This window comes from Pseudomonas sp. R32, from assembly GCF_009866705.1.
In the GTDB taxonomy this organism is placed as follows: domain Bacteria; phylum Pseudomonadota; class Gammaproteobacteria; order Pseudomonadales; family Pseudomonadaceae; genus Aquipseudomonas; species Aquipseudomonas donghuensis.
This window is the reverse complement of record NZ_CP019396.1, coordinates 4855411-4875484: the sequence shown is the minus strand read 5'-3', so window position 1 is coordinate 4875484 and position 20074 is coordinate 4855411. Positions and strand designations below refer to the sequence as shown.

Below are 20074 nucleotides of genomic sequence, written 5' to 3'. Positions count from 1 at the left end.
GGAGGTTTCCATGACCAGCAGGGCCATTATCGTCCAGACCGGCGGTGGTTACGACAAGGTGCAGGTCGGCACCCGTGAGGCTGCGGCGCCGCAAGCCGGCGAAATCAGCGTGCGCCTGCACGCCAACTCGCTCAACTATCACGACTTCGCCGTGGTCAGTGGCATGTGGGGGCCGACTGCGCCGCGTATTCCCATGGCCGACGGCGCCGGTGTGGTGACCGCGGTGGGTGCTGGCGTGAGCGAGTTTGCCGTGGGCGATGCGGTGGTCAGCACGTTCTTCCCTGACTGGCTGGACGGCCAGCCGCTGGTCGAAGGTTTCGCCACGGTCCCGGGCGACGGCATCGATGGTTACGCCCGCGAACAGGTGACTGCCCGCGCTACCTCTTTTACCCATGCGCCCAAGGGCTACAGCCACGCCGAAGCGGCGACCCTGACCACCGCCGGCCTCACCGCCTGGCGCGCACTGATGGCCGATGACTCGCTCAAGCCAGGCGATACCGTGCTGGTGCAAGGTACCGGTGGCGTGTCGATTTTCGCTCTGCAATTCGCCAAGCTGGCCGGTGCCACGGTGATCGCCACGTCCTCCAGCGACGAGAAGCTCGAGCGCCTCAAGGCCCTCGGTGCCGACCACCTGATCAACTACCGCAGCACCCCGGCCTGGGGCGAGAAGGTGCGCCAGCTCACCGCCAACCGCGGCGTTGATCATGTGATCGAGGTGGGCGGCCCGGCGACCCTTGAGCAGTCGATGATCGCTGCGCGTATTGGCGGGCATGTGTCGCTGATCGGCATCCTCACCGGCGTGGCGGGCAACTTGCCGCTGGTCCAGGCCCTGGTGCGGCAGATTCGCCTGCAAGGTGTGCTGGTCGGCAGCCGGGCGCAGCAGCAGGCGATGGTTCGCGCCATTGATGCCAATGGCCTGCGTCCGGTGGTGGACAAGACCTTCGACCTGGAGCAGATCGTCGAGGCCTTCCGCTACCAGGAAAGCAACCAGCACTTCGGCAAGATCTGCCTGAGCATCTGAGCCTGGGCCTCAGATTTGCCCCAGCAACCAGCCGCGAAACGCCGTCAGCGACGGCAGCGACTGGTTGCGTGGCGGGTAGATCAGGTAGTAGCTGCGCTGGCTGGCAAAGGGTGCACCGACGCTGACCAGTTCACCGCTGGCCAGCTCGTCGGTCACCAGGATGCGCGGCACCAGGCCGATGCCGATGCCGGCGCGCACCGCCTGGATCAGGTGCGAAGTCAGCTCGAAGCTGGGCCCCAGGCGCATGCTGCGGTGCGCCAGGCCATGGTGGGAAAACCATTCGCCCCAGGCGTTGGGGTTGTTGGCCACGTTGAGCAGCAACTGCTCGCACAGGTGTGCCGGTGACCAGTCGGCCTGGCTGGCGGCGGTGTCCGGCGAGAGGATCACCAGTAACTCTTCGGCATGCAGGCGATGACAGACCAGCCCCGGCAGGTCGGCATTGCCGACGACGATGGCGGCGTCGATGCCGCTGGTTTCAAAATCGATGGCTTCGATGCGTGAATTGATGTGTACCAGCATGCCCGGGTGCAGCTTGTAGAACTCATGCAGGCGCGGCAGCAGCCACTTGGAGCCGAAGGTCGGCAGGGTCGCCAGGCGCAGGCTGCCTTCGCCGGACTGGTACGCCATGGCCTGCAAGGTGGCGCTGCGAATCCGCCCGAGGGCTTCGCTCATTTCCCGCTGATACAGCTTGCCGACATCGGTCAGGCGCACCTGACGGCCTTCGCGGCGGAACAGGGCCAGGCCCAGTTGCTGCTCCAGCGCCTGCACCTGGCGGCTCACCGCGCTCTGGGTCAGTGACAGCTCGGTGGCGGCGCGGGTGTAGCTTTCATGCCGGGCAGCGGCTTCGAAAGCCAGCAGCAATGACATGGACGGCGTGAGGTGGCGGTAATTCATTCGTAAAAGTCATCGATAGCGGCAGAAATATCCAGTTGTCCCCAGCGGCATGCTCCGGGATCATTGGCACATCAGTGTCTTGAGGCTGACCTAATTATGCTCAGCCAGCAAGTGTTCCGATATTCCCGTGATTAGCCAAATTAAAGAGGCCATCCTTTGATGATCGCCCAACTGCCGACCAGCGCCCCTGCTGCCGACTACGCCGATTTTCTCGCTGCCCTGCGCGCCAGCGGTTTCCGTGGCCAGTTCAGCGCCGACTACGCCACCCGCACGGTGCTTGCCACCGACAACTCGATCTACCAGCGCCTGCCGCAAGCGGCGGTGTTCCCGCTGGATGCCGACGACGTCGCGCGGGTTGCCACGCTGACCGCCGAACCGCGCTTTCGCCAGGTCAAGCTCACGCCCCGTGGTGGCGGTACCGGCACCAACGGCCAGTCGCTGACCGACGGCATCGTCGTTGACCTGTCGCGGCACATGAACAACATCCTCGAGATCAATGTCGAGGAGCGCTGGGTGCGGGTCCAGGCCGGGGTGGTCAAGGATCAGCTCAACGCCGCGCTCAAGCCTCACGGGCTGTTCTTCGCCCCGGAGCTGTCAACCTCCAACCGCGCCACCGTCGGCGGCATGATCAACACCGATGCCAGTGGCCAGGGCAGCTGCACCTACGGCAAGACCCGCGATCACGTGCTTGAACTGCACAGCGTGCTGCTCGGCGGCGAGCGCCTGCATACCCTGCCGATCGACGACCAGGCGCTGGAGCAGGCCTGCGCGCAGCCAGGGCGCAGCGGTGAGGTGTACCGCATGGCCCGGCAGATCCAGGAAACCCAGGGCGAGTTGATCGAGACCATCTTCCCCAAGCTCAACCGCTGCCTGACCGGTTACGACTTGGCGCACCTGCGTGACGAGCACGGCCGCTTCAACCTCAACAGCGTACTGTGCGGCGCCGAAGGCTCGCTGGGGTATGTGGTCGAGGCCAAGCTCAACGTGCTGCCGATTCCCAAGTACGCGGTGCTGGTGAACGTGCGTTACAGCAGCTTCATGGACGCCCTGCGCGACGCCAATGCGCTGATGGCGCACAAGCCGCTGTCGATCGAAACAGTGGACTCCAAGGTACTGATGCTGGCGATGAAGGACATCGTCTGGCACAGCGTCGCCGAGTACTTCCCTGCCCAAGCTGAGCGCCCGACCCTGGGCATCAACCTGGTGGAGTTCTGCGGTGATGACCCGGCCGAAGTCAACGCGCGGGTGCAAGCCTTCGTCGCCCACCTGCAGGCCGACACCGGAGTTGAGCGCCTGGGCCACACCCTGGCCGAAGGCGCCGAAGCCGTGACCCGGGTCTACACCATGCGCAAGCGCTCGGTGGGCCTGCTCGGCAACGTCGAAGGCGAAGTGCGCCCGCAGCCGTTCGTCGAAGACACGGCAGTACCGCCTGAGCAACTGGCCGACTACATTGCCGACTTCCGTGCCTTGCTCGACAGCTACGGCCTGGCCTACGGCATGTTCGGCCATGTCGATGCCGGCGTGCTTCACGTGCGCCCGGCCCTGGACATGAAAGACCCGGCCCAGGCGGCGCTGGTCAAGCCGATTTCCGATGCCGTGGCGGCGCTGACCCATCGCTATGGCGGCCTGCTCTGGGGCGAGCACGGCAAGGGCCTGCGCTCGGAATATGTGCCGGATTTCTTCGGTGAGCTGTACCCGGCACTGCAGTCGCTCAAGGGCGCGTTCGACCCCTACAACCAGCTCAACCCCGGCAAGATCTGCACCCCGCCAGGCAGCGAGCAGGGCCTGATCAAAGTCAACGAAGCGCCGATGCGCGGCGATTTTGACCGGCAGATCGATGAGCGGGTGTGGCAGAGCTTTGGCAGTGCCGTGCACTGCAACGGCAACGGCGCCTGCTACAACTTCGACCCCAACGACGCCATGTGCCCGTCGTGGAAGGCCACCCGCGAACGCCAGCATTCGCCCAAGGGCCGTGCCTCGCTGATCCGTGAATGGTTGCGCCTGCAGGGTGCGGCCAGCATCGATGTATTGGCGGCGGCAAAGAACAAGACTTCATGGCTCAAGGAGCTGCCCAAACGCCTGCGCAACAACCAGGCACGCTCCCGTGGCGATGCGGATTTCTCCCACGAAGTCTACGAAGCCATGGCCGGCTGCCTGGCGTGCAAGTCCTGCGCGGGGCAGTGCCCGATCAAGGTCAACGTACCGGAGTTTCGTTCGCGCTTCCTGGAGCTGTACCACGGTCGCTATCAGCGCCCGCTGCGTGACTACCTGATCGGTTCGCTGGAGTTCAGCATTCCCTACATGGCTTATGCGCCAGGCTTGTATAACGCGGTGATGGGTTCGAAATGGGTCAGCCGCCTGCTCGAACGCCATGTCGGCATGCTCGACAGCCCGCTGATCAGCCGCTACAACCTGCAGAACACCCTGACCCGCTGCAACGTGCGCGCGGCCAGCGTGCCGGCGCTGCGCGAGCTGACCCCGGCCCAGCGTGAGCGCAGCATCGTGCTGGTTCAGGACGCCTTTACCCGTTACTTCGAAACCCCTTTGCTGGCGTCGTTCATTGAGCTGGCCCACCGTCTTGGCCATAAGGTGTTCCTCGCGCCCTACAGCGCCAACGGCAAACCCTTGCATGTCCAGGGCTTCCTCGGCGCCTTCGCCAAGGCGGCGATTCGCAACGCCAACCAGCTCAAGGCCCTGGCCGATTGCGGTGTGCCGCTGGTCGGCCTCGACCCGGCCATGACCCTGGTGTACCGCCAGGAGTACCAGAAGGTCGAAGGTCTGAGCGATTGCCCGAAAGTCCTGTTGCCGCAGGAATGGTTGATCGACGTACTGCCCGAACAGGCCGCGGGCGCTAGCGAAACCTTCCGCCTGCTGGCCCACTGCACCGAGAAAACCAACGTGCCGGCCAGTACTCGTCAATGGGAACAGGTATTTGCCCGCCTGGGGCTGAAGCTGGTGACTGAAGCCACCGGCTGCTGCGGCATGTCCGGCACCTACGGCCACGAAGCGCGCAACCAGGACACCTCGCGGACCATCTTCGAGCAGTCCTGGGCCGGCAAGCTGGATAAACAGGGCGAGGCGTTGGCCACCGGCTATTCATGCCGCAGCCAGGTCAAGCGCATGGCTGACCGCCAGTTGCGCCATCCGCTGGAGGTGTTGCTGCAGTACGCCAAGGGCTGATGCCCGGTCAGGGCTCGAGGGTATCGACGCTGACGGTGATGTAGAAGAACTCGATCTGTGCCCACTGCGAGCGCTGGTTGGCCAGCGTCTCTTCGGAGGCCATGAGGACTTGGTATTTGATGCCGCTGTGTGGGTCGCGGTGGAAGTGGCGCAGCGAGTCCCACATGCAGCAGAAAAACTGCAGGCGACCCATGCCGTAGGTTCGCTGCAGGTAGGCCTCAGCCACCGCTGCTTCGCTGCCCTTGACCTTGTAGGTCGCAATCAAGGGCGCCGTTTGGGCTTCAACTTCCTGATGGCAGCCCAGATACTCGATGCCCTTGGGGTAAGCGCCAGATGCACTCAGGAAGTTCTCGCACAGAGGGGCGGCCTGTAGTGCGCTGCACAACAGCAACAGGGCCAGGGTAATCAGTGGGCGCATGGGCTTCGTCCTTGAGCAATGCTTTTGAGAGGGCAACAAAAAAGGCATCGGCGCAAGCGCCAGATGCCTTTTTCGTTTTGCGTATTTGGTGGAACCGGGGGGATTTGAACCCCCGTCCGCCAGTGATCCGCTGTCGGTCCTACATGCTTAGCCGTGTCTATTGAGTTAATCCGCAGCCGCCCGACGGGCAGGGTGCTTTGGACGAGTTGTGTAAGTTTTAGCCGCTTCGTCCACAACGTACTGCACGGCGATCCTGTTCTGTATGACAATCACTTCGGGTTTACAGGCATCCCCTAGTGATTGCTGGAGCCGAAGCTACCAGGAGAGCGGGCTCAGCTGCTTACGCAGCGAGAGCGTAACCCTCGTAGTTTTCGTCATTGGCAACTATAGAAAGTTGCAACAGTGGATTTACGAGTTCTGTTACCAACTCGGCATGCACCTAGAGTTTCACTACCGGCGTCGAATCCTAATCGGCCCCATGTGTTGCGCTCTAGCTGTAAGCGTTTTTCAACGCTCGAGGTTCAGTATACTCCATCGGTCGAGCGACGTCGACTGCTGGTCCAGGGTTCAGATCGCTCGCGCCCGGGTTACGCGGTCCACCAGATAGACAAGACCGTGATAATCGATCCCGCCATGGTTCGACAGGCCGATCTCGCAGGTGCGGCTGGTGGAGATTCCTTCACTGCAGTACTGCACCGCATCCTTGAGGCTGCGCAGCGAATGGGCATTGAGCTCCGGGGTGGTGAAGCCCTTGTCGCCGGCAAAGCCGCAGCAATGGATGCCTTCGGGAATCACCACTTGTTTGCTGCAACGCCGCGCCAGGTCGATCAGCGCCTGGCTTTCGCCCAGGTGCTGGGTGCTGCAGGTCACATGCACGGCGATCGGCTCTTCCTGGGGGGTGAACTCCAGTTTGTCGACCAGGTGGGTGCGGATGAAACGCACCGGGTCATAAAGGTCCAGGCGCGTTTCCGCCAGGTCCTGAACCAGGCGCAAGGTGCACGGGCTGGTGTCGCAGTAGATCGGATCGAGGCCGCCGCGGCTGGCGTGGAGCAGGGCGTTGATCAGCTCCTGGCGCTTGTGCTCGGCCTGCTCGGCGTAACCCTTGGAGGCAAACGGCTGGCCGCAGCAAAGGCTGTCCTGGTTGTCCGGGAACACCACTTGATAGCCGGCCTTTTCCAGCAGGGCGCGGGTCTTGTCCAGCAGCGAGGTCTGCTCGCGGTCCGTCGCCGCCGGGCCCATGACCCGCGAAACACAAGCGGCCAGGTACACCACCCGTGGCCGCGCGTCGTTGCTGGCCGGGGTCAACTGCACGGCCTTGAGCGGTTGCGGCATGGCCGGCGTCCACTGCGGCACACGGCCATGGCTGAGCGTGCTCAGGCTGGCGCTCAGGCGACTCAGGCGCGGCGCACCGAGTAATCGGCGGGCGCCATTGGCCGCCTGCAGGGTAAAGCGTGCACCGCTGAGGGCGGTGTGGAAGTTGTCGGCCAGCCAGTCGGCGGTCTTCACATGACCGGCTGCCTGGGCGCGCAGTTTTTTCACCAGTTCGCCGGTGTTGATCCCCACCGGGCAGCGCTGGGCGCACAGGCCGGTGGCGGCGCAGGTGTCGATGCCCTGGTACTGGTAGTCACGTTCCAGCTCGCGGGTGTCGCTGCCGGCACGTTTTTTCGCCTGGATATCGCGCCACATGACGATGCGCTGGCGCGGGCTCAGGGTCAGGCCTTTGGAGGGGCAAACCGGTTCGCAGAAGCCACATTCGATGCACTTGTCGACAATCTCGTCGGCCGCCGGTAGCGGCTTGAGGTTCTTCAGGTGGATTTGCGGGTCTTCGCTGAGCACCACATCCGGGTTGAGAATGCCATTGGGGTCGAGCAGGCGCTTGAGCTGCCACATCAACTGGTAGGCATCGCTGCCCCATTCCAGTTCGACGAAGGGCGCCATGTTGCGCCCGGTGCCGTGTTCGGCCTTGAGCGAGCCGCCGAATTCCACCGCCACCAGTTGCGCTACGTCGTCCATGAACGCCTGGTAACGCGCGACCTCTTCAGCGCTGTTAAAGCCCTGGGTGAAGACGAAGTGCAGGTTGCCTTCCAGGGCATGGCCGAACAGGATCGCCTCGTCATAGTGGTGCTTGTCGAACAGCGCAATCAGGCGATTGACGCCAATGGCCAGTTGTTCGACCGGGAAGGTCACGTCTTCGATGATCACCGTGGTGCCGGTCTTGCGCACGGCGCCGACGGCGGGGAAGGTGTCCTTGCGGATGGCCCAGAGCTTGGCGTTCTCTTTGGCGTCTTCGGTGAAGTCGACCTGCTTTTCCACCGGGAAGCTGGCCAGCGAGGCCATGATCTGCGCCAGTTGTTCGTGCAGCAGCGCCTGGGTTGCCGCCCGCGATTCGATCAGCAGCGCGCAGGCACCTTCGGACAGTTGCTGGACGAAGGCCGGCATCCCGGGCTTGTCCTGCACCGAGCGCAGGCTGCGCCGGTCGAGTAGCTCCACCGCCGATACCGGTTGGCTTTTGAGTACGGTGACGGCGTTGCAGCAGGTTTCCACATCCGGGAAGACGATCAGTGCCGAGGCTTTGTTCGGGTGATCGATCACCGTGTCGTAGGTCACGGCACTGATAAAGCCCAGGGTGCCTTCGGAGCCGACCAGCAAGTGGCTGAGGATATCCAGCGGCTGGTCGTAGTCGATCAGGGCATTGAGCGACAGGCCGGTGGTGTTCTTCAGGCGGTACTTGTGGCGAATCTTCGCTGCCAGTTCGCTGTTGGCGCGGGTTTCCCGAGCCAGGCGCGCGAGCTCATCGAGCAAGCCGGCGTGGCTGTGTTCGAAGGCGGCGACACTGGCCGGATCTTCGCTGTCCAGGCGCGTGCCGTCGGCCAGCACCAGGCGCATGCCGGCCAGGGTGTGATAGGTGTTCTGCGCGGTGCCGCAGCACATGCCGCTGGCATTGTTGGCGACGATGCCGCCGATCTTGCAGGCATTGATCGAGGCCGGGTCCGGGCCGATCTTGCGCCCGAACGGTGCCAGCCAGGCGTTGGCCTGGGCACCGATCACACCGGGTTGCAGGCGAATCTGCTGGCCCTGGTCGCGAATCTCGCGGCCGTTCCAGTTATCGCCGAGCACGATCAGCAGTGAATCGCTGATGGCCTGGCCAGACAGGCTGGTGCCGGCGGCGCGGAAGGTTACCGGCACGCGCTCACGCTGGGCCAGCTTGAGCAGGGCGACCACTTCATCTTCGGATTCGACGCGCACCACCAGCTTGGGGATCAGCCGGTAGAAGCTGGCATCGGTGCCGAACGCCAGGGTCGAGAGCGGGTCGTCGAAACGTCGCTCGCCGGGTATCAGGCGGGCTACCGAATCGAGGAACGCGGCGGGCAGACTCATGCAATCTCCTCGCGGGGCAGTGGCGTCTGGTGCGCCGCGTACCCCGGTCAATCAGGCTGTGATTCGAAGGCGCACCAATCAGGCACCCAGTTCGCGGACCAGCGAGTCGCGGGTGATTTCGCTGATCGATTTGGCACCTGTCAGCACCATGGCCACGCGCATTTCTTTTTCGAACAGGTCCAGCAGGTTTTTCACTCCAGCTTCGCCGGCGGTGGCCAGGGCATAGAGGAATGCGCGGCCGATCAGCACGGTGTCGGCGCCCAGGGCGATCATGCGCACTACATCCAGGCCGCTGCGGATGCCGGAGTCGGCGAGGATCTTCAGCTCGCCTTTGACCGCGTCGGCAATCGCCGGCAAGGCGCGGGCGCTGGACAGCACGCCGTCGAGCTGGCGGCCGCCGTGGTTGGAGACGACGATGCCGTCGGCGCCGAACTTCACGGCGTCCTTGGCATCCTGCGGGTCGAGGATGCCCTTGATCACCATCGGGCCTTCCCAGAAATCACGGATCCACTCAAGGTCTTTCCAGGAAATCGACGGGTCGAAGTTGGCGCCCAGCCAGCCGATGTAATCGGCCAGCCCCGTGGGGCTGCCGCGGTAGGCAGAGATGTTGCCCAGGTCATGGGGCTTGCCCAGCAGACCGACATCCACGGCCCACTGCGGGTGGGTCATGGCCTGCCAGACCCGGCGCAGCGGTGCATTCGGGCCGCTCATGCCCGAGTGGGCATCACGGTAGCGAGCGCCGGGTACCGGCATGTCGACGGTGAACACCAGGGTGGTGACGCCAGCAGCCTTGGCGCGCTCCAGGGCGTTGCGCATGAAGCCGCGGTCCTTGAGCACATAGAGCTGGAACCACATGGGCCGGTCGATGGCGGGTGCCACTTCTTCGATCGGGCACACCGATACGGTCGACAGGGTGAACGGAATGCCTTTGGCCGCTGCCGCACGGGCCGCCTGGACTTCGCCGCGGCGTGCATACATGCCGGTCAGGCCGACCGGCGCCAGGGCCACCGGCATGCTCAGGGTTTCGTTGAACAGTTGGGTCTCAAGGCTCAGCTCGGACATGTTCTTCAGCACGCGCTGACGCAGGGCGATACCGGCCAGGTCCTGAACGTTGTGGCGCAGCGTGTGCTCGGCATAAGCACCGCCGTCGGCGTAGTGGAACAAAAACGGCGGCAGCTTGCGTCGGGCAGCTGCGCGGTAATCGGTAGAGGCAGAAATGATCATGGGGTCTCGCAGCGTTGGTTAAAGGGGCGGCTGCCGGGCGCGCCACAACGCGCCCGGCCCCTGACACTTTAGTGAACCAGCATGCCAGTCAGCCAATAGGCCTGGATCAGGGTGATCAGGCCGACAATGGTGGCGAAGAACAGGCTGTGCTTGAGGGTGAAACGGAACAGGTCCGACTCTTTGCCGACCAGGCCGGTGGCGGCGCAGGCCACGGCGATCGATTGTGGCGAAATCATCTTGCCGGTCACGCCGCCGCTGGTGTTGGCCGCTACCAGCAAGGTGTCGTTGACCCCGATCTGGTGCGCAGTGGTGGCCTGTAGCGAGCTGAACAGGGCATTGGACGAGGTGTCGGAACCAGTCAGGAACACGCCCAGCCAGCCAAGGAATGGCGAGAAGAACGGGAATGCCGCACCCGTGCCGGCCAATACCAGCGCCATGGTCGACGACATGCCCGAGTAGTTGGTGACGAAGGCGAAGGCCAGGACCATGCCGATCGACAGGATCGGCCAGCGCAGTTCGAAGAAGGTCTCTTTCAAAGTGGTCAGACCAGTTTTGAAATTGATCTTCAGCACCAGCATCGAGATCAGCGCCGAGAAGAAGATCGCGGTACCGGTGGCAGAAATCGGGTCGAGCTTGAACACCGCCGGGATCGCCGTCGGGGTGGCAACGATCGGTGCGGACTTGATCACCAGTTGATCAAGGTGCGGGATGGCGAAGTTGAACACCCAGCTGTACATCGAACCGCCAGCAGCGAAGGCGGCCTTGAATGGCTTGAGGGTCCAGATGGTGACCAGCACGGTGAGGATCAGGAACGGCGACCAGGCCTTGAAGATCTCGCCGAAGCTGTACGGCGAAGGCTGGCTGCCGCCGCCCTGGACCACGGCGGCGCCAACGCTGCCGGTGGCGCTGGCGAACGAGCGCTTGGGCTGCCAGACCTTGAGGAACAGGGTCAGGGAAATCAGGCTGGCCAAGGCCGAGGTGATGTCCGGCAGTTCCGGGCCGATGAAGTTCGAGGTGAAGTACTGGGTCACGGCAAAACTCAGGCCGGCCACCAGGGCGGCAGGCCAGGTCTCTTTGACGCCGCGCAGGCCGTCCATCATGAACACCAGCCAGAACGGTACGAACAGCGACAGCAGTGGCAGCTGGCGGCCGGTCATGGCGCCGATCTTGAACGCATCGATACCGGTAACCTGGCCGGCAACGATGATCGGGATGCCCAGGGCGCCGAAGGCTACTGGTGCGGTGTTGGCGATCAGGCACAAGCCGGCCGCGTACAGCGGGTTGAAACCCAGGCCAACCAGCAGGGCGGCGGTGATCGCCACCGGTGCGCCGAAGCCTGCCGCACCTTCGAGGAAGGCACCGAAGCAGAAACCGATCAGCAGGACCTGCAGGCGCTGGTCATCGGTGATCGACAGTACCGAGCTGCGGATCACTTCGAACTGGCCGCTCTTGACCGTCAATTTGTACAGGAATACGGCGGCGACAATGATCCAGGCAATCGGCCACAGGCCATAGGCAAAGCCGTATCCGGCGGCGGCAAGCGCCATGTCGGCAGGCATCTGGAAAGCAAAGATCGCCACCAGGATCGACAGGCCCAGCGTGATGCTGCCGGCCACATGACCCTTGAGGCGGAACACCGCCAGCGCGAGGAAGAAGAACACGATCGGGATGACTGCCGCGAGCGCGGACAGGCCAAGACTACCAAGCGGACTGTAAAGCTGTTGCCAGGTTTGCATATGGGGTGGCCCCTAATTGTTGTTGGTCAGCACTGGCATTGGATAATTGGTAAGACCAATTTACAATGTCGAGGCGCTAGGTTAAAAGCCTCGCTGCGGCTGTGTCAATTTGTCCCAGGAAAACTTTCGTCGGATGCGCAATGAATCGGGCGCCTGAACGGCAGGGAAATTTGCCAACTGATGGGTGCCGGCGGGATGCGGATGCGCCAGAATAGACAGCCCCGAACGCAATCGGGATTGTGGAGAGCATGTGATGGTTTTTGATCAGGTCCGCCAACGCCGTTTGTCCGACGATATCGTCGAACGGCTGGAAGGGATGATTCTCGAAGGCACCTTGACGGCCGGTCAGCGCCTGCCTGCCGAGCGGGCGCTGGCCGAGCAGTTCGGTGTGTCACGACCGTCGTTGCGCGAAGCGATCCAGAAGCTGGTGGCCAAAGGCTTGTTGGTCAGCCGCCAGGGCGGTGGCAACTATGTGGCCGAATCGCTCGGCTCAACCTTCAGCGACCCACTGTTGCAGTTGCTTGAAAGCAACCCCGAAGCACAGCGCGACTTGCTGGAGTTCCGGCATACCCTGGAGGCATCGTGCGCCTATTATGCGGCGATCCGCGCCACTGAGCCGGATCGTCAGCGGCTCAAGGCGGCGTTCGATACCCTGCAGGACTGCTACGCCCGTGCCGATGAAGTGGACCGGGCCGAGGAGGGCGCGGCCGATGCGCGCTTCCACCTGGCGATCGCCGAGGCCAGCCATAATGCGGTGCTGCTGCACACCATTCGTGGTTTGTTCGACCTGCTCAAACGCAACGTGGTGACCAACATCGGCGGCATGTACAAACAGCGCAGCGAAACCCGCGACATGCTCATCAGCCAGCACCGCGAGCTGTACCTGGCGATTGTCGAAGGGCGTGCGGAGGATGCACGCGAAGTCTCCAGCCGGCACATCACCTATGTGCAGGAAGTGCTCGATGAAGTGCGTCAGGAAGTCCAGCGGGTGGCGCGGGCGGAGCGGCGTAGCGGGCGTTAGCGGTCACGGGGCAGCGCCGCTCCTGCAGGAGCGGGCTTACCCCGCGATAAAGGCGCTTCAGGCTGGAATCAGTCTTCCTTGCCCTTGTTGCGCACCGCGCGCTGCAATTCGCGGTCGGAATCACGCTCGCGCTGGGTGTCGCGCTTGTCGTATTCCTTCTTGCCCTTGCCCAGTGCGATTTCGCACTTGATCAAGTGCTTGCTCCAATAGATCGACAAGGCCACGCAGGTGTAGCCCTTCTGCTGGACGGCCGCATGCAGGCGTTCCAGCTCTCGACGGTTGAGCAGCAGTTTGCGGGTACGTGTCGGGTCGGCGATGACGTGAGTACTGGCGGCTGTCAGCGGCGTGATATGGCTGCCCATCAGCCAGGCCTCGCCATCTTTGAGCACCACGTAACTGTCAGTCAGGTGCGCCTTGCCGGCACGCAGACTTTTTACTTCCCAACCGGACAGGACCAATCCGGCCTCGAACTTGTGTTCGATGAAGTAATCGTGACGCGCCTTTTTATTCTGCGCGATAGTCCCTGTCGGATGTTTCTTTTGGTTAGCCATAGGGGCGGCATTATAGGCAGTCGCCGCGCTGTCGGCTACGGGGTAGCAGTGCGCTTGAGCCATTGCCGTGAATCCCGGACAATGCGCGCACTTGATGCGCTCGATGGCGCCCCTCGGCATTCTGGTTGTGTTTGCCGCCCAGCTTTGGAATTGACCCCTGGATGACTACCCATATTCAACGTTCGGCCCTGCTGCCATATCCCGCCCAGGCCCTGTACGACCTGGTCAATGATGTAGCGCGCTACCCGGAATTCCTGCCCTGGTGTTCGTCCAGCACCGTGATGGAAGAAAGCGACACGCACATGCGCGCGCGCCTGGAAGTGGCCAAGGGGGGGATGAGCCAGCAGTTTGTAACCAGCAATGTGCTGGTGCCGGGCCAGTCCATTGAAATGAACCTTGAAGAAGGGCCTTTTACCCAGTTGCATGGTGTCTGGGTATTCAAGCCGCTGGGCGAGAAAGCCTGCAAGATCAGCCTTGACCTGTCGTTCGATTATGCCGGGCCACTGGTCCGTGCCACCTTGGGGCCATTGTTCAACCAGGCGGCCAACACCCTGGTCGATGCCTTCTGTCAGCGTGCCAAGCAGCTCCATGTCTGAAGCCTTGCTAGCGGTCGAAGTGGTGTATGCCCAGGCCGAGCGGCAGGTGCTGCTCACTCTTGAGGTGCCGACGGGTACGACGCTTACTGAGGCGGTAAAACTCTCGGGAATCGCCGCGCATTTTCCCGAGGCTGATATTCAAGCCTGCCCAGTCGGGGTCTTTGGCCGGGTGATCGCTAACCCTGAAGAGCAAAAGGTCGAGGCGGGTGATCGCATCGAGATCTACCGGCCATTGCTGGTGGATCCCAAGGAGGTGCGCAAGCAGCGCGCCGCCAAGGTCGCCAGGGTATTCAAGAAAGCCAAACGCTGAATTACAGGTAAGAAAAAGCCCGGACTGATCCGGGCTTTTTTATACGCGCTGCAGGCTTACTGCGGCGAGGTGTCCAGTGGTTCTGGCACCGGTACCGGGATCACTTCGATGGTGTCCACGTCTTTCTGGATGGTGGCTTCCAGTGAGCCTGGCTTGGCAGGTTTTTCCTGCGCTGCGGGTTCGGTACTGCCGGTCGGGCTAACTGTGGTATCGCCGCTGCCACCGAGAATTTCCTGGTCGCGGCTGACACCCGGCATGAAGTCGCCGGACAGGCTGGCGAGCTGATCGTTCTCGTTGAAGAAGATGCTCATGCGCTCCTGTTGGCGCTCACCGCCGCCAGGCTGCAGGCTGTACAGGTAATCCCAGCGATTGGTGTGGAAGGTATCCTGGATCAGCGGATTACCCATGATAAACCTTACTTGCCGACGGGTCATTCCGGGGCGCAATTGGTCTATCATGTCTTGCGTGACGACATTGCCCTGCTGGATGTCGATTTTGTAAACCCCGGGGAACGAGCAACCGGCGAGTGCGAGCAGTCCCACGAGGGTGAGGCTGGTTAGCAAGAGCTTGGTGTTTTGCATCGGTGGGCGACTTCCACTATCTTGGCTGGACAACGTAAACCCCGATCATACCCGTATTCAGAGAAGCTGCGAAGCAGCATCGGCGAGAAAGCTGACCATGGTTGAAAATAGCGAACTGCGCAAAGCCGGTCTCAAGGTGACACTGCCTCGAGTTAAAATTCTACAGATGCTCGACTCTACCGAGCAGCGTCACATGAGTGCTGAGGATGTCTACAAGGCGCTGATGGAGGCAGGCGAGGACGTCGGTCTGGCCACGGTTTACCGTGTTCTGACCCAGTTCGAAGCCGCTGGCCTGGTCGTGCGCCATAACTTCGATGGCGGTCACGCCGTGTTCGAGCTGGCTGACGGTGGTCACCACGATCACATGGTCGTAGTCGACTCCGGCGAAGTCATCGAGTTTTTTGACGCTGAAATCGAGAAGCGCCAGAAGCAAATCGTGGAAGAGCACGGCTTCGAGCTGGTTGACCACAATCTGGTTCTGTACGTACGCAAAAAGAAGTAAGCAATTATTACATTGCTGCATAAGTACTGAAGGCGACCCTGGGGTCGCCTTCGTGCTTTCTGGTGGCTTGCTTTATATAGCTGCGCGCGCTCAGGCCTTGCTGGTAACCACCATCTTGCGTGCGTGGGCCAGGGATTCCTTGGTCAGGTCGATGCCACCGAGCATGCGTGCGACCTCTTCTACACGCTCGCGCTTGCCCAGGTTGGCCACGGCGGTATGGGTGGCATCGCTGTCACGTACTTTATGCACGAACAGGTGATGGTGGCCCTGGGCAGCGACCTGCGGCAGGTGGGTTACGGTCAGCACCTGGCCGCGCTCGCCCAGGCGGCGTAGCAATTGACCGACGATCTCTGCCGTTGGCCCGCCGATACCCACGTCGACTTCGTCGAACACCAGGGTCGGGATACGCGAGGTCTGTGCGGTGATCACCTGGATCGCCAGGCTGATCCGCGACAGCTCGCCACCGGAAGCAACCTTGGCCAGGGCCTTGAGCGGCTGCCCGGGGTTGGCGCTGACCAGCAGCTCGACCTGTTCCAGGCCCTGGGGTTGCAGTTCGTCGCTGCTGTTGGCGCGCAACTCGATGCTGAAGCGGCCACCCGGCATGCCCAGGCGCTGGATTTCCTGCTCCACCGCACTGGCCAGCTGGCTGGCGGCGTGCTGGCGCAAGGCGCTCAGTTCGCCAGCCTTGTCCTGGTAATGGCGGGCATAGGCGGCCAGTTCTTCCCCCAGGCGCTCGATCGATTCGTCGTTGGCGTTGAGGTTTTCCAGCTCTTCCATCAAGCGCTGCTGCAGGCTGGCCAGCTCGGTGGGGTGCACCCGGTGCTTGCGAGCAAGGGTATAAATAGTATCGAGGCGCTCTTCGAGCTGTTGCAGGCGCGCCGGGTCGGCATCGAAGTTGTCGAGGAAGCGGTTCAGCTCACCGACGGCTTCCTCGACCTGGATCTGTGCGCTGGCGATCATGCTGGCGGCTTCACCCAGGGCCCTGGGCGCGTTGTGCACGGCGGTCAGGCGGTTGAGGCTGGCAGTCAGGGCGTTGAGGACGTTGCCCGAATCGTTTTCGCTGCAGTGGTCGATGACCTGGCGGCAGATGCCGAACAACGCTTCGGCATTGGTCAGGTTCTTGTGTTCCTGCTCCAGCAGCTCCAGTTCGTTTTCACCCAGGCCGAGGTTGTCCAGTTCTTCGAGCTGGTAGCTGAGCAACTGGTGCTGCGCGCGCTGCTCATCGCCGGAGTTGGACAGCCGTTCCAGCTCCTGGCGGGTCTGGCGCCAGCGCTGGGCCGCCAGCTGTACCTGGCGGGCCAGGTCGGTGGCGCCGGCGTATTCGTCGAGCAGGCGGCGGTGGGTGTCGGTTTTCAGCAGCGACTGGTGCTCATGCTGGCTGTGGATGTCGATAAGCAGCTCGCCCAGGGCCTTGAGGTCGCCGAGCGGGCAGGGCGTGCCGTTGATGTAGCCACGGCTGCGGCCTTCGGCGGTGATCACCCGGCGCAGGATGCACGGGCCGTCGCTGTCGAGGTCGCGCTCGGCCAGCCAGGTGCGCGCCTCGGGGATGTCTTCCAGGTCGAAGGTGGCGAGGATGTCGGCCTTGTCGGCCCCGGGGCGCACCACGCCGCTGTCGGCGCGATCACCCAGGGTCAGGCCCAGGGCGTCGAGCATGATCGATTTGCCGGCCCCGGTTTCACCGGTGATGACGCTCATCCCGCGGGCGAGCTCGAGGTCCAGGTGTTCGACGATGGCGTAGTTGTGTACGGACAGGTGCACCAGCATTGGGGTGGCTCCCAGGCGTTAGGTCTGGTTATTTATACAGTGTTTTCAAATCCGCTGACAATGCTGATGTTTAGTTCGATTTGGTTATCAGGGCGCGGTTCTGATTGCGCTGGGTTATGAGCGAATGTGAGCAAGCTGTCTTGAAGGCCCTTGAACCTGGATTTTGCGACCCCATATAGCCGGCAGAAGCGCGAGTCGTGCTCGCAGACCTTATTCGAGAGGAGAGATTTTATGGCTGACGAACAGCTGGATGAACAGAATCTGAACGCCGAAGCGACTGGCGACCAAGAGCTGAGCGCCCGCGTGCAGGTGCTCGAAGAGCAGCTGGCGGCGGCCCAGGATCAATCCCTGCGCACCGCCGCCGACCTGCAGAACGTGCGCCGCCGCGCCGAGCAGGACGTAGAAAAGGCGCACAAGTTCGCCCTGGAAAAATTCGCCGGTGACCTGCTGCCGGTCATCGACAGCCTCGAGCGCGGCCTGGAGCTGTCCAGCGCGGACGACGAGAGCATTCGCCCGATGCGTGAAGGCATCGAGCTGACCCTGAAAATGTTCCACGACACCCTCAAGCGCTACAACCTTGAGGCCATCGACCCGCACGGCGAACCGTTCAATGCCGAGCACCATCAGGCGATGGCCATGCAGGAAAGCGCCGAAGTCGAGCCCAACAGCGTGCTCAAGGTGTTCCAGAAGGGCTACCAGCTCAACGGTCGCCTGCTGCGCCCGGCCATGGTCGTGGTCAGCAAGGCCCCGGCAGCGGTTACGCCGTCGATTGACGAGCAGGCTTGAAATCGTTTCCGGCGCCCCCATCTAGGTGTCAAGCATTCAAGTATTACCGCAGTTAGCCACCACTGCTGCGGCAACCAAATTCAAGTTTCGGGAGAGTTAACATGGGTAAAATCATCGGTATCGACCTGGGGACCACCAACTCCTGCGTCTCCATTCTGGAAAACGGCAACGTCAAGGTCATCGAGAACGCCGAAGGCGCTCGTACCACGCCGTCGATCATCGCCTACGCCAACGATGGCGAAATCCTGGTTGGCCAGTCGGCCAAGCGCCAGGCGGTCACCAACCCGCACAACACCCTGTACGCGGTCAAGCGTCTGATCGGTCGTCGCTTCGAAGAAGAAGTGGTGCAGAAAGACATCCAGATGGTTCCGTACAAAATCGTCAAGGCTGACAACAGCGACGCCTGGGTTGAAGTGAACGGCCAGAAAATGGCACCGCCACAAATCTCGGCTGAAATCCTGAAAAAGATGAAGAAAACCGCCGAAGACTACCTCGGCGAGCCAGTGACCGAAGCGGTGATCACCGTTCCGGCCTACTTCAACGACAGCCAGCGTCAGGCCACCAAAGACGCCGGCCGCATCGCCGGCCTGGACGTCAAGCGGATCATCAACGAACCAACCGCGGCTGCCCTGGCCTACGGCATGGACAAGGCCAAGGGCGATCACACCGTGATCGTTTATGACCTGGGTGGCGGTACCTTCGACGTTTCGGTCATCGAAATCGCCGAAGTCGATGGCGAGCATCAGTTCGAAGTGCTGGCCACCAACGGCGACACCTTCCTCGGTGGTGAAGACTTCGACATCCGCCTGATCGACTACCTCGTCGACGAGTTCAAGAAAGAAAGCGGCATGAACCTCAAAGGTGACCCGCTGGCCATGCAGCGCCTGAAAGAAGCCGCTGAAAAGGCCAAGATCGAGCTGTCCTCGAGTCAGCAGACCGACGTCAACCTGCCGTACATCACTGCAGACGCTACCGGTCCTAAGCACCTGAACGTGAAGATCTCCCGCGCCAAGCTGGAATCGCTGGTAGAAGACCTGGTTCAGCGCACCATCGAGCCATGCCGCATCGCCATGAAAGACGCCGGTATCGACGTCAGCAAGATCGACGACGTGATCCTGGTCGGCGGTCAGACCCGTATGCCGCTGGTGCAAAAAGCTGTTACCGACTTCTTCGGTAAAGAAGCCCGTAAAGACGTCAACCCGGACGAAGCGGTTGCCATGGGTGCTGCGATCCAGGGTGCGGTACTGGCCGGTGACGTCAAAGACGTACTGCTGCTGGACGTCAGCCCGCTGACCCTGGGTATCGAAACCATGGGTGGCGTGATGACCGCGCTGATCGAGAAGAACACCACTATCCCGACCAAAAAGTCGCAAGTGTTCTCGACTGCCGATGACAACCAGGGCGCCGTGACCATTCACGTGCTGCAAGGTGAGCGCAAACAGGCAGCACAGAACAAGTCCCTGGGCAAGTTCGACCTGGCCGATATTCCACCAGCACCACGTGGCGTGCCGCAGATCGAAGTGACCTTTGACATCGACGCCAACGGCATTCTGCACGTAGGCGCCAAGGACAAGGCTACTGGCAAGACCCAGTCGATCGTGATCAAGGCCAACTCCGGCCTGTCTGATGAAGAAATTCAACAGATGATCCGCGACGCTGAAGCGAACTCGGAAGAAGACCGCAAGTTCGAAGAGCTGGCCACTGCCCGTAACCAGGGTGATGCACTGGTTCACTCGACTCGCAAGATGGTCGCTGACGCCGGTGACAAGGTTACTGCCGACGAGAAGACTGCGATCGAAGCTGCCGTGGTTGCCCTGGAAGCCGCCATCAAGGGCGACGACAAGGCTGCCATCGACGCCAAGGTCGAAGAGCTGTCGAAGGTTTCGGCTCCGGTTGCCCAGAAGATGTACGCCGAGCAGTCGGCTGAACAGCCTAAGGGCGGCGCTCAGCAGGCCGAGCCGGAAGCCAAGCATGACGACGTTGTCGATGCTGAGTTCGAAGAAGTCAAAGACAAGTAATTGCTACAGGTTGTCGGCCAATTGACTGTTTTTTGATGGTTGGCTGGTAGGATGTCGCCGCGCGGGGGCTTGCTCCCGCGTTGGCGTGTCTGCA

At 62.3% G+C, this 20074-nt stretch carries 16 protein-coding genes and 1 other RNA gene; 8 read left to right on the top strand and 9 right to left on the bottom strand.

The window, feature by feature from the left end; genetic code table 11:
- The first annotated feature begins 10 nt into the window (after nucleotides 1–10).
- Nucleotides 11–1021, top strand: coding sequence for a zinc-dependent alcohol dehydrogenase family protein (locus PspR32_RS22470; RefSeq protein ID WP_010222950.1), 1011 nt, complete (start codon nucleotides 11–13; stop codon nucleotides 1019–1021).
- Between the two features lie 9 nt (nucleotides 1022–1030).
- On the opposite strand, the gene PspR32_RS22465 is transcribed toward PspR32_RS22470, so the two are convergent.
- Nucleotides 1031–1915 (bottom strand): LysR substrate-binding domain-containing protein, encoded by an 885-nt coding sequence (locus PspR32_RS22465; RefSeq protein WP_159389184.1) that lies wholly within the window; start codon nucleotides 1913–1915, stop codon nucleotides 1031–1033.
- A 159-nt stretch (nucleotides 1916–2074) separates the two neighbouring features.
- On the opposite strand from PspR32_RS22465, the gene ydiJ reads away from it, so the two are divergent.
- The gene (ydiJ, locus tag PspR32_RS22460) at nucleotides 2075–5095 is read left to right on the top strand and encodes a D-2-hydroxyglutarate dehydrogenase YdiJ (RefSeq protein WP_159389183.1); all 3021 of its coding nucleotides are present in this window, start codon (nucleotides 2075–2077) and stop codon (nucleotides 5093–5095) included.
- Between the two features lie 7 nt (nucleotides 5096–5102).
- On the opposite strand, the gene PspR32_RS22455 is transcribed toward ydiJ, so the two are convergent.
- The 5 genes from PspR32_RS22455 to PspR32_RS22435 all read right to left on the bottom strand — a co-directional run bounded on the left by PspR32_RS22455 (nucleotide 5103) and on the right by PspR32_RS22435 (nucleotide 11851).
- Nucleotides 5103–5513 carry a DUF4952 domain-containing protein gene (locus tag PspR32_RS22455; protein ID WP_010222953.1) on the bottom strand — a complete coding sequence of 137 codons (411 nt, stop codon included), beginning with the start codon at nucleotides 5511–5513 and terminating at the stop codon, nucleotides 5103–5105.
- An 86-nt stretch (nucleotides 5514–5599) separates the two neighbouring features.
- Nucleotides 5600–5991: a transfer-messenger RNA gene (gene ssrA / locus PspR32_RS22450) on the bottom strand.
- An 89-nt stretch (nucleotides 5992–6080) separates the two neighbouring features.
- Nucleotides 6081–8891: an FAD-binding and (Fe-S)-binding domain-containing protein gene (locus PspR32_RS22445; RefSeq protein WP_036996927.1), complete on the bottom strand. Its 2811-nt coding sequence runs from the start codon at nucleotides 8889–8891 to the stop codon at nucleotides 6081–6083.
- Between the two features lie 78 nt (nucleotides 8892–8969).
- The gene (lldD, locus tag PspR32_RS22440) at nucleotides 8970–10115 is read right to left on the bottom strand and encodes an FMN-dependent L-lactate dehydrogenase LldD (RefSeq protein WP_159389182.1); all 1146 of its coding nucleotides are present in this window, start codon (nucleotides 10113–10115) and stop codon (nucleotides 8970–8972) included.
- 68 nt (nucleotides 10116–10183) lie between these two features.
- Nucleotides 10184–11851: a lactate permease LctP family transporter gene (locus PspR32_RS22435; RefSeq protein ID WP_010222957.1), complete on the bottom strand. Its 1668-nt coding sequence runs from the start codon at nucleotides 11849–11851 to the stop codon at nucleotides 10184–10186.
- Between the two features lie 253 nt (nucleotides 11852–12104).
- Between PspR32_RS22435 and PspR32_RS22430 the strand changes: the two genes are divergently transcribed.
- Nucleotides 12105–12872 (top strand): GntR family transcriptional regulator, encoded by a 768-nt coding sequence (locus PspR32_RS22430; protein ID WP_036996926.1) that lies wholly within the window; start codon nucleotides 12105–12107, stop codon nucleotides 12870–12872.
- A 68-nt stretch (nucleotides 12873–12940) separates the two neighbouring features.
- Here the strand turns inward: PspR32_RS22430 and smpB are convergent, their stop codons facing one another.
- Nucleotides 12941–13423: an SsrA-binding protein SmpB gene (gene smpB / locus PspR32_RS22425; RefSeq protein WP_010222959.1), complete on the bottom strand. Its 483-nt coding sequence runs from the start codon at nucleotides 13421–13423 to the stop codon at nucleotides 12941–12943.
- 161 nt (nucleotides 13424–13584) lie between these two features.
- On the opposite strand from smpB, the gene PspR32_RS22420 reads away from it, so the two are divergent.
- Nucleotides 13585–14019: a type II toxin-antitoxin system RatA family toxin gene (locus PspR32_RS22420; protein WP_010222960.1), complete on the top strand. Its 435-nt coding sequence runs from the start codon at nucleotides 13585–13587 to the stop codon at nucleotides 14017–14019.
- Entirely contained in the window at nucleotides 14012–14329 is a 318-nt protein-coding gene (locus tag PspR32_RS22415; protein ID WP_159389181.1) for an RnfH family protein, read from the top strand. The genes PspR32_RS22420 and PspR32_RS22415 overlap by 8 nt, the downstream gene beginning before the upstream one ends.
- Nucleotides 14330–14385: 56 nt before the next feature.
- Here the strand turns inward: PspR32_RS22415 and PspR32_RS22410 are convergent, their stop codons facing one another.
- Nucleotides 14386–14910, bottom strand: a complete 525-nt coding sequence (locus PspR32_RS22410) for an outer membrane protein assembly factor BamE (RefSeq protein ID WP_010222962.1) — start codon at nucleotides 14908–14910, stop codon at nucleotides 14386–14388.
- 97 nt (nucleotides 14911–15007) lie between these two features.
- Between PspR32_RS22410 and fur the strand changes: the two genes are divergently transcribed.
- Complete coding sequence (fur, locus tag PspR32_RS22405) at nucleotides 15008–15412, top strand: ferric iron uptake transcriptional regulator (RefSeq protein WP_010222963.1); 405 nt, start codon at nucleotides 15008–15010, stop codon at nucleotides 15410–15412.
- A 90-nt stretch (nucleotides 15413–15502) separates the two neighbouring features.
- Here fur and recN read toward each other — a convergent pair whose 3' ends face one another.
- Entirely contained in the window at nucleotides 15503–17176 is a 1674-nt protein-coding gene (gene recN, locus PspR32_RS22400) for a DNA repair protein RecN (RefSeq protein WP_010222964.1), read from the bottom strand.
- A gap of 231 nt (nucleotides 17177–17407) precedes the next feature.
- On the opposite strand from recN, the gene grpE reads away from it, so the two are divergent.
- Both grpE and dnaK read left to right on the top strand, forming a co-directional pair.
- Nucleotides 17408–17962 carry a nucleotide exchange factor GrpE gene (gene grpE / locus PspR32_RS22395; RefSeq protein WP_010222965.1) on the top strand — a complete coding sequence of 185 codons (555 nt, stop codon included), beginning with the start codon at nucleotides 17408–17410 and terminating at the stop codon, nucleotides 17960–17962.
- A gap of 101 nt (nucleotides 17963–18063) precedes the next feature.
- On the top strand, nucleotides 18064–19980 hold the full coding sequence (dnaK, locus tag PspR32_RS22390) for a molecular chaperone DnaK (protein WP_010222966.1): 1917 nt from the start codon (nucleotides 18064–18066) through the stop codon (nucleotides 19978–19980).
- Nucleotides 19981–20074: the final 94 nt, after the last annotated feature.